The 14,174-nt window shown below is 40.5% G+C and carries 12 protein-coding genes and 1 pseudogene; 4 read left to right on the forward strand and 9 right to left on the reverse strand.

Features of this window, described 5'->3' with window-relative positions; all coding sequences use genetic code 11:
- Positions 1 to 30: 30 nt before the first annotated feature.
- A pseudogene (locus tag FTU77_RS03560) lies at positions 31 to 1,411 on the forward strand (nucleobase:cation symporter-2 family protein).
- Positions 1,412 to 1,615: 204 nt separating this feature from the next.
- Here the strand turns inward: FTU77_RS03560 and FTU77_RS03565 are convergent.
- Positions 1,616 to 2,116 (reverse strand): ureidoglycolate lyase, encoded by a 501-nt coding sequence (locus FTU77_RS03565; RefSeq protein WP_180022856.1) that lies wholly within the window; start codon positions 2,114 to 2,116, stop codon positions 1,616 to 1,618.
- Positions 2,117 to 2,206: 90 nt separating this feature from the next.
- The gene (gene alc / locus FTU77_RS03570) at positions 2,207 to 3,214 is read right to left on the reverse strand and encodes an allantoicase (protein ID WP_180054675.1); all 1,008 of its coding nucleotides are present in this window, start codon (positions 3,212 to 3,214) and stop codon (positions 2,207 to 2,209) included.
- A 208-nt stretch (positions 3,215 to 3,422) separates the two neighbouring features.
- On the opposite strand from alc, the gene hpxO reads away from it, so the two are divergent.
- Entirely contained in the window at positions 3,423 to 4,580 is a 1,158-nt protein-coding gene (hpxO, locus tag FTU77_RS03575; RefSeq protein WP_180054677.1) for an FAD-dependent urate hydroxylase HpxO, read from the forward strand.
- 104 nt (positions 4,581 to 4,684) lie between these two features.
- Here the strand turns inward: hpxO and FTU77_RS03580 are convergent, their stop codons facing one another.
- A complete protein-coding gene (locus FTU77_RS03580; RefSeq protein WP_180054679.1) occupies positions 4,685 to 5,614 on the reverse strand; it encodes a LysR family transcriptional regulator in 930 nt (309 codons plus the stop codon).
- Between the two features lie 248 nt (positions 5,615 to 5,862).
- On the opposite strand from FTU77_RS03580, the gene FTU77_RS03585 reads away from it, so the two are divergent.
- Positions 5,863 to 6,918 (forward strand): aromatic ring-hydroxylating dioxygenase subunit alpha, encoded by a 1,056-nt coding sequence (locus tag FTU77_RS03585; RefSeq protein ID WP_180054681.1) that lies wholly within the window; start codon positions 5,863 to 5,865, stop codon positions 6,916 to 6,918.
- Positions 6,919 to 7,003: 85 nt separating this feature from the next.
- Here the strand turns inward: FTU77_RS03585 and FTU77_RS03590 are convergent, their stop codons facing one another.
- The gene (locus tag FTU77_RS03590; protein ID WP_168379617.1) at positions 7,004 to 7,444 is read right to left on the reverse strand and encodes a DUF2147 domain-containing protein; all 441 of its coding nucleotides are present in this window, start codon (positions 7,442 to 7,444) and stop codon (positions 7,004 to 7,006) included.
- 524 nt (positions 7,445 to 7,968) lie between these two features.
- On the opposite strand from FTU77_RS03590, the gene FTU77_RS03595 reads away from it, so the two are divergent.
- Positions 7,969 to 8,805: an SDR family oxidoreductase gene (locus FTU77_RS03595; RefSeq protein WP_180027184.1), complete on the forward strand. Its 837-nt coding sequence runs from the start codon at positions 7,969 to 7,971 to the stop codon at positions 8,803 to 8,805.
- 181 nt (positions 8,806 to 8,986) lie between these two features.
- On the opposite strand, the gene benE is transcribed toward FTU77_RS03595, so the two are convergent.
- From benE to benA, 5 genes are all read right to left on the reverse strand, one after another.
- On the reverse strand, positions 8,987 to 10,210 hold the full coding sequence (benE, locus tag FTU77_RS03600; RefSeq protein WP_168379615.1) for a benzoate/H(+) symporter BenE: 1,224 nt from the start codon (positions 10,208 to 10,210) through the stop codon (positions 8,987 to 8,989).
- A gap of 64 nt (positions 10,211 to 10,274) precedes the next feature.
- Positions 10,275 to 11,060 (reverse strand): benzoate diol dehydrogenase BenD, encoded by a 786-nt coding sequence (gene benD, locus FTU77_RS03605; RefSeq protein ID WP_180054683.1) that lies wholly within the window; start codon positions 11,058 to 11,060, stop codon positions 10,275 to 10,277.
- Positions 11,061 to 11,074: 14 nt separating this feature from the next.
- Positions 11,075 to 12,091 (reverse strand): benzoate 1,2-dioxygenase electron transfer component BenC, encoded by a 1,017-nt coding sequence (gene benC / locus FTU77_RS03610; RefSeq protein ID WP_078190731.1) that lies wholly within the window; start codon positions 12,089 to 12,091, stop codon positions 11,075 to 11,077.
- A 94-nt stretch (positions 12,092 to 12,185) separates the two neighbouring features.
- On the reverse strand, positions 12,186 to 12,695 hold the full coding sequence (gene benB, locus FTU77_RS03615; protein WP_180004503.1) for a benzoate 1,2-dioxygenase small subunit: 510 nt from the start codon (positions 12,693 to 12,695) through the stop codon (positions 12,186 to 12,188).
- Positions 12,692 to 14,089, reverse strand: a complete 1,398-nt coding sequence (gene benA / locus FTU77_RS03620; RefSeq protein WP_180054686.1) for a benzoate 1,2-dioxygenase large subunit — start codon at positions 14,087 to 14,089, stop codon at positions 12,692 to 12,694. Before benA ends, benB begins: the two co-directional genes overlap by 4 nt.
- Positions 14,090 to 14,174: the final 85 nt, after the last annotated feature.

Genomic DNA, 14,174 nt, shown 5'->3' on the forward strand with positions numbered 1-14,174 from the left:
GAGCAAAGTTTAAAAATAGGGGATATAAAAATGACAGAACAAGATAAAACAGTTTCACCAGAACATGAATATTTAGGCGCAGGGAAAAGCCTTGCCTATGGACTACAGCATGTATTAACCATGTATGGCGGTATTATCGCTCCGCCATTGATTATTGGTACAGCCGCGGGACTTGAACCTGCGCAGATCGGTTTATTGATTGCGGCGGCGCTTTTTGTCGGTGGCTTGGCGACCATCCTACAAACCGTAGGTGTGAAATATATCGGTGCAAAATTACCCTTAGTACAAGGTGTTTCATTTGCAGGTGTGGCGACGATGATTGCCATAGTAACCGCAGGCGGTGGGCTTTCTGCTGTTTATGGCGCAGTGATTGTTGCATCTCTAATTGGCTTTTTTCTAGCTCCATATTTTTCAAAAATTATTCGTTTTTTCCCACCGATTGTGACTGGCTGTGTGATCACTGTGATTGGTCTTTCATTGCTGCCTGTAGCGGTACGCTGGATGATGGGGGGGGAACAATAAAGCACCAGACTGGGGAAGTGCTGAGAACATCAGTTTGGCATTTTTAACTTTGGGTATCGTGATTGCGCTGAACTTAACCCGTAATGCAACTATCCGACGTTTATCAATTTTGTTGGCCATTGTCTTCGGTACGGTGCTGGCTTATGCCTTTGGTTTTGGCGATTTTTCTAAAGTTGCAAATGGTAACTGGATTCAATTTCCAAGCTTCTTTGCTTTCGGTATGCCAACTTTTGAGTTAAGTGCCATTATTGCTATGTTGATCGTGACTTTAGTGATTATGACTGAAACGACAGCAGATATTATTGCCGTTGGGGAGATTGTTGGTACTAAAGTGGATGCTGAGCGTATTACCAATGGCTTACGTGCAGATATGTTATCTAGTGCAGCAGCGCCAATCTTCGGCTCATTCATGCAAAGTGCTTTTGCACAAAATGTCGGTTTAGTAGCGATTACTGGCGTGAAAAGTCGCTTTGTTGTCGCAGCGGGTGGAATGATTTTAGTCGTATTAGGCGTTCTGCCAATTATGGGGCGACTGATTGCAGCGATTCCTGTCCCTGTATTAGGTGGTGCTGGTTTAGTTTTGTTTGGAACGGTTGCGGCAAGTGGTATTCGTACCTTGGCGAAAATTGACTATAACGAGCAAAAGAACCTCATCATTGTTGCGACTGCGATTGCAGCAGGGATGATTCCAATTATCGATCATTCTTTCTACGCAAACTTCCCGAAATGGGTGCAAACACTCTTTCATTCAGGCATTAGTTCAACTTGTTTGATGGCGATTATTTTAAATATTGTGTTCAATCATTTGAATTTATTTAAAAATAAAGAAGTGACTATGAGCAAAGATCAGGTTAAAAAACCAAGCATGGCGATAGATGTACAACATTAATCATTGGCAATCTTGGGTCTTGAACCACACGATGATTCATAGAATATAGTTTGTATAGAATAAATAAAGCCCTTTGAATTGAGGGCTTTTTTAATGCGTTATGTTTAAATTAAATAATATCAAAAGATGAAATTAATTATGTATTAACAATTGGTTAAGTGATTTTTAGTCTATTTAACTGTAAGTGTTTAAGCTAAAAATACATTAATTTGAAATGTGAATAGGCGTTTGGAACTGGAACACATCACAATTATGTCCAATGCCAATACGATCGATGACGGCAAAGCTACTGGGTGCTTCGAGTGTCAGGAGAGGATGATGCCATGTTCCTGCACGATAGTTGACTCCTTGGCTCCCATCAGTGATGAAAGCACATAGCTGTGTAAGATCAGGGCTGTGATCATCCAACGCAGGTGCAACTACCACTAAAAAAGCCTGCGCTTGCATTGGAATAAACGCTTGTGAGCCGTTGGGATGACGCTCCAACATCGAAATCGTAAAAGGCAATTCAGTGGTTTTGATATTTCTAAAGATGCTAATTCCAGCAACCGCATCACCTGAAATTTCTGTTTCCACGAGGGCATGATATCGCTCTGTATGTGTGTCATTGATGTGGAAAAAATCATGTCCAGTCGTGCAAATGACCTCTCCAAAAGGCGCAAAGCCTTCAATACTTAGAGCTTGTATTTTTATGCTATGTGTCATGTTTAGATATCTTAGTAAGGCATTTAATTAAAAAAATTGAAACCATACACATAGGAAGCACGAAGGCTTCCTATTTTATCAATATTGCAATTAAGGATGTATTTTTCCCCATAACCGTATGCGACTAATCCCCCCGTCAGGAATCATATTGATGCGGATATGCGATATTTTTTCATGCTTTAAAATCTCACTGACGAAGCTATGAATGTGATCCATCTGCATGTCTTGTGCGTCGAGCAAAAACGGCCAGAACATACTTTGCGGAATCAGTTGAGGGTCAGTGGCATCTTCCACATAGATCGCTTGTATGGAAACCTGCGCAGGGAAGTTGCCTTTAAAATGGGCAGTATCAATATCAATTTTCTCTATTGCACCAGATTGACCCAAAGCCAAAATACACCAGTCAAAACCTGGTGCACGGCGACGTTTAGTTTCCCAACCATCTCCCATATTGATACCACGACCAGGGTTAATTAAGTTTCGTGGATGTCCAAAATGAGCATCACTATAAGCAATTACGCATCCACCATTTTCCAGTGCAACAAGGTCTAATGTGCTCGTACTGTCTTGAATTTGAACCTGAACTTCACCATAGACTTTAAATCGTGCAATACCACCGTCTGGATATATATTTAAACGTACATGGGTAAACACCTGATCATTTGAGACCTTCAATATATGGTGTTGGCTCGGGCCCAATACGGTATTGTCTAAGATATTGACCCATGCTGCCTGTGCTAGCTCACCACTTGGTGCAAAACAGGCTTCAACTGATGCGGAAGCTGGATAATTCCCTGTAAAGAATGTTGTATCAATATCTAAGGCTTGAATTCGTCCAGCAACACCGAGTTGGATGATTGCCCAATCATAACCTGCATGGCGTTTACGACGCGTTTCCCAACCATCCATCCATTTGCCATGATCATCAAATTTATCTTCGACGAAGATAGGTGCATTAAATTGAAGCATGCGTTTTGCTTCTGCAAAAAAATCATCTGAACATTCAAGTATTTTTGCACCAATACGGTCATCTGCTAAATTTGTAAGTGTCTGTAATTGTGCAGGAATATCAAAACTTGGTGCGAGTAAAGTCGCCATATATAAAATCCATTCACTATTTTCATTTAAAACATATGCATTTTGTTTTTAGTGTTAAAAATTTAACATTTGATAAAAACTAGCATTTACACGTGTTTAGAAGCACAGCGTGTGCCAACTTTAGATTTTTTTATTGTTTGTTTGAAAAAATGGCATGCTTTTCGCTTTTTAGGAGAAAGATATTTAAAAAAACACAGGGGAGTTATAGATGGACATTACAATTATTGGTGCAGGTATGGCGGGCCTAACGACAGGGATCGCTTTGAAAAAATTTGGACACCAAGTAACCATCTATGAACAGGCAGAACAAATTTTACCTGTTGGAGCCGCTATTTCTTTATGGTCTAACGGTGTCAAATGTTTGAACTATTTGGGGCTAACCGAACAAGTCGAAAAGCTCGGTGGCAAGATGGATCACTTAGCCTATATCGATGGCTTAACTGGTGATGTTATGACGCAGTTTAGTCTGTTTCCTTTAATCGAAGAAGTTGGTCAGCGACCTTATCCAGTTTCACGTGCAGACTTACAAAATATGCTTATGAATGAGTTTGGCCGCGAAAATATTCATCTAGGAAAAAAAATGGTGAGCTTCTCAGAACAAGATGATCAAGTGATCACATGTTTTGCCGATGGAAGTGAGGTTCAGGCTGATTTATTGGTTGGCGCCGATGGTACACATTCATTGACACGGGCGTATGTATTGGGGGAACAAGTTGAGCGCCGCTATGCAGGTTATGTCAATTGGAACGGGTTAGTCGACATTTCAGAAGAATTTGCTGCGGCAGATCAATGGACGACATTTGTAGGAGAAGGTAAACGTGTTTCGCTGATGCCCGTTGCCGACAACCGATTCTATTTCTTCTTTGATGTCCCTTTAGCAGCAGGCTTAGAAAATGACCGCACACAATATAAGGCTTTATTTAAAGAATACTTTAAAGGTTGGTGTGAACCGGTGCAAAAGCTGATTGATGCTGTAGATGCCCAAAAAACCAATCGGGTAGAAATTCATGATATTGAACCTTTTGCAGATTTCTACAAAGGTCGTGTGGTGATCGTGGGTGATGCAGCACACAGTACAACGCCGGATATTGGACAAGGTGGCTGCCAAGCAATGGAAGATGCAATTTATTTAGCCCGTTCTCTGCAAATCAATACTTTAAGCTTACAAGATTCATTGCGTCGTTATCAAAATAAACGTAATGAACGTGCCAATGAATTGGTACTGCGAGCGCGTAAGCGTTGTGATGTGACCCATATGAAAGATGAAAGTGTGACGCGTGAATGGTATGCAGAACTGCGTAAAGAACAAGGCAATCATATTATGAAAGGCATTATTAGTAATATTGTAGGTAATCCATTGGATTAAAAAATAAACAGATAAAACTTTAGCTTTCAGCAGCCAGTACGGGTTATTCGCACTGGCTTTTTTTTACAAAAAATTAAGTGACAAAAAAAGCCTAAATAATGGTTTTAGGGGTTCAAAGATTTTAAATTGATCTTAATTTCTTCCATTTTTTCCACCAAAAGATTAATCATGATCTGAGAAATTCGAGAGGTTTGGCGTTTCGATGCGACACATAAAGCAATGGTCAAACTGTGCAAACCTTTTTCACGGATCGGTTTAAAAATAATCTTATTATTCTCAAGCAATGGCAAAGCATCCATATATGACATCAAACTGATGCCTAATTGTTGTTGAATCAATGACAGTATCATTCTAATGTCATTACATTCGATCTTTTGAATCGGACTAAACTTATGATGTTTATATAAAGTCTGTACATATTCACTAATAATGAGTGGATCACTCGGCAAAATATGCCGTTCATTTAACGTATCTGAAAGATAAATTTTATCCATTCCACCCAGGGTATGATGCGGCGACATCACAAAGCCCAACGGAATTTCTATAAAGGATAAAATCTCTAATTGGCTATGGCTTTTAGGATTTAAAATAATGCCAAAATCTAATTCTGCATCAACGATTTTTCTGGAAATATCTTCACTGCTATTCATGCTGATGTTGAGGTTGATCCACGGATAAGTTTCAGCCATCTTTTGAATACAGTCGACAACAAAGCTATCATTCAAAGCCGCAATAAAACCCATTTCAATGTTTCCTCGGTTTAAACCTTGGATTTCATCAAATCGAGTTCGTGTCAGTTGATATTCTTTTTGCCATTTTAATAAATCGGCATACAGTAATTCACCCGCGAGCGTCAGTTTTAAGCCCTGAGGTAATCGTTCAAATAGGGCAACCCCCAGTTCTTCCTCTGCCAAAACGATTTGCCGATGTACTGCCGAGACTGAAATAAAAAGTTGTTCAGCAGCTTTGCGCAGACTTCCAGTCCGTGCAACCGCCATAAAATATTCAGAAAATCTAGAAAAGGTAATCGACATACAAGCTTCAATCTCTATCGCGTCATCAGCGAATCATAATGTTATGCATTTTAAGCGATATTCATGCCAGCTTTATCAAATCGTGCAGAGATCAATGCTTATTGTTCTAAAAAACAGAACAATCTATGCAAATCATTCTAATAGACAGAAATGTGTTTAGATTTTAATTTCGACTTAGAAAATAAGGATTTAGCAAAATTTAAATAGTGCTAAATGCTAAAGAAATATTGAAAATGTCGAGATGAACTATGAATGCCATTCCAGTACTCAATTTATTTACCCAACCTCAGTGCAGTACATTTGATGCCAACGACTGGAATATTTTGGCGCAGCATTGGTATCCCGTTGCACGTGTAGAAGATGTTTCGACTGAACCGCAACAAGTGCAATTACTCGATGTAAAAATGGCGTTATATCAAACTGAAAGTGGAAAAATTCATTTAGTTCGTGATATCTGTCCACATCGAGGGGTGCCATTAACCAAAGGCTGGGTCAAGGGTGAAGACATCATTTGTCCATACCATGGTTTACATTATAACGGCGCAGGAAAGTGTGTAAAAATTCCTGCACAGCCTGAGTTGACACAAATTTCAGAGCGTTTTTCATTAACTAAATTTCCAGTCGTATTGAAATATGGATTGGTGTGGACCAGTTTATTTAACCGAGATGAATCTACGGCCAATTTTCCAAATTTAGACACGTGGGATAACGAGCAGCACCAATCTATATTGCCACCTTATGTAGATATTGGAGGTTCAAGTGGACGTCAGCTCGAAGGCTTTATTGATGTTGCACATTTCGCATGGGTGCATCATGAGAGCTTTGCAGACCGTGAAAATCCTAAAGTACAAAAATATTCCACAGTACGTACGGACTATGGACTACATACAGAATATCTCAGTGATGTGAGTAATTATCCGCATGGCTTACAACATTTAGCGCCAGAAGATTTTTTATGGAAAAGAACATTTGATGTCTATCCACCATTTTCAGCAATTTTAACCATCGATTTTCCTGAAAATGGGGTGTTGAAAATCTTAAATGCTTGTTGTCCTGTATCGCATAATAAAACCCGTTTATTTGTGCCTTTAACTCGTAATTTTGATACCACAGGCGATTTACAAGCGGTCTATGATTTTAATGCACAAATTTTTGCTGAAGATCAGGACATGGTGGAAAGTCAAAAACCTGAGGAATTGCCACTGGATATCAGTATGGAGGCGCATTTCGAAGCAGATCGCTCATCGACAACCTATCGTCGAATATTAGCCGAATGGGGGCTAAGCAAACGTTATACCGTTTAATTTTTATTTTCGAATAATTTCATTCTTGGTTTTCATACAAAAAAAGCGACTCAATCGAGCCGCTTTTGACTTTGTACATAAAGGATTAGTTTACACGTATCCATGTTTGGCTGCGTCCAAGCGCAGATACACCAATATAGCCACGACCATTCAAGGTCTTGCCGTCATTCGACATTTTGGCATTGAAACTATAGGTTTTACCATTTTTCGGGTCAGTAATTTTACCGCCGTCATAGGTATTTTTACCGGTATTTTTCAAACCATTCACGATTTGCACACCGAGTAGTGGTTTATTGTGGAATTTACCTACACATTTTTGGCAGTTTTCTGCTTCACCCGGGGTGAGTACATCAACGATTTTTGCAGATAAAACGCCCTTTGATGTTTCATTAAATTGAACTACAGATAAAGGTTTTTTGGTTTGGTCATCGATGGTTTTCCATTTAGTACCATGCAATGGATCAGCAGCCAAAGCTAAGCTAGACACCAGTGACAAACCGATTAGGCTAAGAGTTGTTTTTATCATTTTAGAACCTCTATTGAACATAGTAAGAGATGTGCATCCCTGATCTTCCAAAGGGTGGATACACAAGACTTGGAAAATTACAAAGCATCAGCCTTGTTGTCTTCAAGGGCTATATTCACAAAAAAATAAGTATATATTGTGGATTTTATATACTGATTTTGAATATGTAGAATCTGGATCGTGTAGAAAAATAGAATAAATGTTGAGCTTTGTTTATAACATTTGGGATTTGTATCACTTTTATAAATATCAAACGCTGTTTGAGCTGAAAAATTTAGAGCTACAATCCCAAAAAAAGCCGGAGCTAAAAGGCTCATTTAAGTTTTCAATTTTTGCTCTAATCATGTTGAATTACATTAATTTGATTTGAAGTAATAACGCTAAAGAGCTATGTATAGCATTCATATTTTACAATTAAATAAAATCATTTCATTCATAGATCAGTTCTCGTTAAGCTTGTGTTATGAATAATATGAAAATGCAGCTTGTTCACTGAACGAGATTAAGTGTGTATAGGAATAACGATGAAAAATTTTAACAACAAAGTCGCAGCCATTACTGGAGCAGGTTCAGGTATTGGGCAGCAGTTAGCCATTCAACTGGCTCAATCAGGTGCGCATCTAGCATTAAGTGATCGCAACCTTGACGGTCTTGCACAAACGGCTGAAATGATTAAGTACACCGGTGTGAAAATAATTCAGACCCAATTAGATGTGTCTGATCGTGCCGCTGTAGAGCAATGGGCGGCTGCAACCCAAGCTGAATTTGGCCAGGTCAATTTGATCTTTAATAATGCAGGTGTCGCGTTAGCCAGTACTGTAGAAGGTATGCATTATGATGAAATTGAGTGGATTATGAATATTAATTTCTGGGGCGTGGTATATGGGACAAAAGCATTTTTACCGTATTTAAAACAAAGTGGCGATGGACATATAGTTAATATTTCCAGCTTATTTGGTTTGACGGCTCAACCGACTCAAAGTGCCTATAATGCAACGAAGTTTGCGGTACGAGGTTTTACTGAATCTTTACGCCAAGAATTAGACTTGGAAAATGCTGGAGTCAGCGCAACTTGCGTGCATCCGGGTGGGATTCGAACCAATATTGCAAATAGCGCGCGTATGAGTGACAGTATTCGTGCGTTAGGGATGAACCCAGATAGGGCAACCAAAGCATTTAATAAAGTGCTAAAAACACCGCCTGAAGTCGCAGCAAAAGTCATTTTAGATGCGGTAAAGCAGAATAAACGTCGAGTTTTAATTGGTAATGATGCCAAAATTATTGATTTAATTCAGCGAATTGCACCTACACGTTATGCCCAAGCCATAGATCTACTTAGTGGTAAGAAAAAACGTAAATAATTCAAAGATAAGTAAAAAAGGGATGATGCAACATGATCCCTTTTTTATCCTATAGAGCTCTTAATTTCGAATATTGAATTTTTAAGTTTATAAATGACAAGAAAATCAAAAAATTGAGTTTTCGATTAAACAAAGAAGATGTAGTGTTCCATCTTCTTTGTATTGGCAATGCGTTTGGACATTATGAACTTTTAGAATCTTGAGTCGTTGTCATCGGTGCTTGTGTGGCTACTCGTTTGGTCAAAATGACATGTGCAGCGACACCGATACAAATCCCCCAAAATACTGAGCTTAGCCCTAAAAAATGCATACCTGAGGCTGTCGCTAAAAAAGTGATTAGCGCCGCATCACGGTTGGCCTCATTTTTCATCGCAACGGACATGTTTGTTCCAATCGCACCTAATAACGCTAAACCTGCAAGTGCAGCGACCAACTCTTTAGGTAATAGGCTAAATAACATGACAATACTGCCTGCAAATAAGCCGCCTAAAATATAAAAAATACCATTGGCAATACCGGCTATATAACGTTTTTCTTTTAGTTCATGTGCATCTTTGCCCATACACATGGCTGCGGTAATAGACGCCAAAACAATGGTAATACCTCCGACACATGCGACAGCGAGCGAGGCAATACTGGTCGCAGTGATAATGGGCTTAGCTGGCGTGTCATATCCACTTAGTTTCATGATCGCCATCCCCGGAAGGAATTGACCACTCAGACTGACTAAAATTAGGGGAATCGCCAAATTTAAAGTTGAGTTCCAAGTCCAAATTGGGGCAATAAACTGCGGTATAGCGAGTTGAAAATTCACATCAACAGGATTAATTTTTCCTAATGTAAAACTCAAAATGACACCAGTCATTAAGACCCAAATCATCGCGTAGCGTGGCGATAGTCTTTTAGAAATAAGAAAGACCAATAACATGCCAAAGACAATGATCGGCATACTATCTGTAGCAGTGAAAAGCCCAAGACCAAACTGAAATAAAATACCTGCCATCATCCCCGCAGCGACATCTTGAGGAATCCATTTTAAAAGTTTGTCAAAATAGCCAGTGATGCCGATCAAAAAAATAACGATAGCGGATGTGATATAAGCCGCTATGGCTTCATTCAGCGAAATATTCGGAAATAGGGTCACTAAAAGAGCCGTACCAGGCGCTGACCACGCGGTAATTACCGGGGTTTTATATTTAATTGAGAGATAAATACCCGCCAGCGCTGCACCAATAGAAATCCCCCAAATCCATGAAATCATCATGGTTGGGGAAACTTGAGCTTTTTGTGCGGCTTGGAAAAAAATAATCAGTGGGCCTGAATATGAAATCAGCACGGCTAAAAATCCTGCAACCGTCGCTGAGATCGACCAATCTTCTTTTAATGTTTTTAACAGGGGTGCCATCGCTTTTGCCTCCATGCGACTATGCCAATGAGCCTGTTGAATTAAACCAATGACGGTATAGCGTTTAACCTTGATCTCCACCACCAACAGGGACGACTGTTCCTGTCATATAAGATGAATCATCGGATGCCAAAAATAAGATGGCATTGACTTGTTCCTGAATTGTGCCATAGCGCCCCAAGAATGTACGGTCAATGGTTTGATCGACCACGTCTTGCATCCATTGTTTTTCATGATCTGACAATGGGTTTGCGTTTCTTGGTACTTTCCGTGGTGGCGCTTCTGTGCCACCTGTGGCTACGGCATTGACTCGAATACCATCTTTTGCATGCTCAAAAGCGAGTGCAGCGGTTAAGCCATTGACCCCACCTTTTGACGCTGAATATGGCACACGGTTAATACCACGGGTTGCAATAGAAGATACATTTACAATCGTCCCTTGCTGATTTTTAATCATTTCAGGTAACACGGCTCGGCAGCACCACATAGTTGGAAATAATGAACGATTAACTTCCTTAATGATTTCTTCTTCTGAAAACTCTTGGAAGGGCTTCATCCAAATCGCACCTCCGACGTTATTGATCAAGATATCAATTCGGCCATATTTTTCAATGGCTTGGGTAGCAACTGATTGAGCGCCTGCATATGTTTCAAGATTGGCTTTAACAATAATGGCATCGCCATTATGGGCTTGAATATCGTTCAGCGTATCTTCAACAAAATCTGAGAGATCTGCCAATACCACTTGAGCGCCTTCTCGGGCCACTTGTAGTGCGACGCCACGACCGATACCTTGTGCGGCACCGGTTACAATGACAACTTTATTGTTAAATCTGGCTTGTTCTGACATTAAACTATTCTCCCTTAATTCGCTGAGAATTTTTCAAACAAAAAGTTTGCAGGTTTAACGCCTTCGGTATCTAACCAGCCACGTACCGCTTCGACCATCGGTACAGGACCACAGAGGTAAATATCCACATCGCCATTGTTTAACCAATCTTTTTCAACATGACTGGTCACATAGCCTTTACGTTCATGCTGTGACTCAGGGTGAGCGACCACAGTACGGTATTCGAACCACGGGAGTTTGCTTTGTAATTCATCGAGCTTGTCTTTTGCTACGATGTCAAAGTCATTGGTTACGCCAAATACAAGACGAACAGGTTGTTCAGAACCTTTTTCTTCAAGCACTTGTAACATGGACATAAACGGCGCAATACCTGTACCACCTGCAAGCATGACCACAGGGCGGACAACATTACGCAGATAAAAACTACCAAAAGGTCCTTTGAAGGTCATTTTGTCGCCGGCTTTCGCATCGGCACTCAGGAAAGTACTCATTTTGCCTTCAGGGACATTACGAACCACGAAGCCTGTTAAACGATTGCCCGGCTTTGAACTAAACGAATACGAACGAGTTTCTTCAGTCCCCGGAATGCCGACATTGACGTATTGACCTGCCAAGAAGTTAATGTCAGGTTGACCTTCATCCAGTTGAATATCAAAGGTAATCGTAGAATCCGACATATTTTCAACACGAGACAATGTGCCTTGAAACTCATGAATTTCAGTTTTACACACGTCAGATGATGCACTGATTTGGAAAACAGCATCTGAACTTGGACGACATTGGCAAGCTAAAATATAACCTTGCTCAGCTTCTTCGGGGGTTAAAGCATCTTCGATATAAGATTCTTCAGGCATGTCGTAAGTACCCGACTCACAAAATGCACGGCATGTCCCGCATGCGCCATCACGGCAATCTAGAGGGATATTGATTTTTTGACGATAGGCTGCGTCGGATAGGGTTTCACCTTGAGCAACACTAATAAAACGAGTAACGCCATCTTCAAATTGAAGTGCAACATTATGGTTTGACATGGCTGAATATCCTTTTGAAAATCTGGTATAACGTGTCCTTTCAGCCAAATATCCTTCTGGCTGAAAGTAAAACCTTGCTTAGTGAAATAAGCTTTTAGAGGTGATAAATATCAATAACTTGGTTGATATAATCGTTTTTCAGAACAACATATTTGCTGAGGATTTTTGGCTGCTCACCTGAAAAATCAATTTCATAACGTGACATGCCAAAGTAGCTATAGTTGGTTTTGTAGCGGAAACTTAAGGTGTTCCAGTTAAAACGCACCGTTACGTTGTCGCCATCACGTTCAATAATCTCGACGTTATTAATGTTATGGCTGGTTCGTGTATCCGGCATCGTGGCAGATGAACGCTCGGTTTTAATGCGGAAGACACGGTCTTCTAAACCTTGACGGTCTGGATAATAAATCAAAGAAATCTCAGACTGTGGATCTTCCGTGAGGCGGTCATCGTCATCCCAAGCCGGCATCCAAAATGATGCAGATGGGGCATAGCACTCTAGCCATTCATCCCACTGTTCATCATCTAAAAAACGCGCTTCGCGGTAGAGGAACTGAGATACAGCTTCAATGCTTACGCTGTCTAAATGTGCAGTTGCATTCATGCGACATCTCCTTGTTCATTTGCGACTTGTTCAGCTAGTTCTTTTTCTTCAGCGATGGCATGTTTCATGGTTTTTAACCAATATTGATGCTGAGCAAGGTAAAGACCTTCATCTTCGGTTTTGATGCCACTTAATAGTGGTTTTAATCCAATTTCATTGGCTGCATCATCCGGTCCATAAATCCAGTGTTTTGAACCACGGCACATGTCGTTCCATTCCAGTTCAATCCCTGCATAACCTGCTTGGCAGGCACGGAATTCTTCTAAATCGTCAGGTGTTGCCATGCCTGAAGCATTAAAGAAGTCTTCATATTGACGAATACGACGTGTACGTGCTTCTGGCTCTTCACCGACAGGGGCGATACAGTAAATGGTGACTTCAGTTTTATTGACAGAAATCGGACGTAAAACTCGAATTTGTGAACCGAATTGATCCATCAAATAAACGTTTGGATAAAGACATAGGTTACGTGAACGTTCAATCATCCATTTCGACATCGGTGCGCCGAATTTTTCGGTATATTCATCGGCTTTGCTAAAGTTTGGCCGGTCTTCTGGGTTAGCCCATTGTGTCCACAACAACATGTGACCACTGTCAAAACCATAAGAACCACCGCCTTGCTTGCCCCAAGAACCCGCACTCATGGCACGAATATTATCTGCCGCTTGTGCTTCTTTACGGTGCTGAGTGGTCGCTGCATAGTTCCAATGCACGGCTGATACGTGATAGCCATCTGCGCCATTTTCAGCTGTCAGTTTCCAGTTACCTTCATAGGTATAGGTAGATGAACCACGTAAAACTTCCAAACCGTTTTCCGACTGACCTTCGATCATGTCGATAATTTTGGTAGTTTCACCTAAGAATTCTTCAAGGCTTGGCACATCAGGATTTAAGCTACCAAATAAAAAGCCTTTATAACTTTCAAAGCGCGCGACTTTTTTCAAGTCATGTGAACCATTTTGGTTAAAGCAATCTGAATAACCCGCTTCGGCAGGGTCTTTAACTTTGAGCAATTTACCTGAGTTATTAAAAGTCCAACCATGGAATGGACAGGTGTAGGTTGCTTTATTGCCTTTTTTATAACGACATAACTGTGCGCCACGGTGTGAGCAGGCATTGATCATGGCATTCAGTTCACCATTACGGTTACGTGCAATGATAATGGGCTGGCGACCGATATGAGTCGTGTAATAATCATTGTTATTTGGAATTTGGCTTTCATGTGCCAAATACACCCAGTTACCTTCAAAAATGTATTTCATTTCAAGATCAAACAACGCTTGATCGGTAAATACTGAGCGGTGCAGTTTAAATTCACCAGTGTCAAAATTATCGACAAGAAGTTCATCAATACGATCTAGATGGCTAGTGTTAATTACAGGAATACGTGGCATGTCCATTCTCCGACTGTCCAATGAGGGGATAGTCGCCGAGTTGTCAAACTTGGATGAGACAGCTCGGCTTCCTTTGAGTGAGTAA

Origin of the sequence: Acinetobacter sp. YH12142 (assembly GCF_013418435.1) — a bacterium.
Lineage (GTDB): Bacteria > Pseudomonadota > Gammaproteobacteria > Pseudomonadales > Moraxellaceae > Acinetobacter > Acinetobacter amyesii.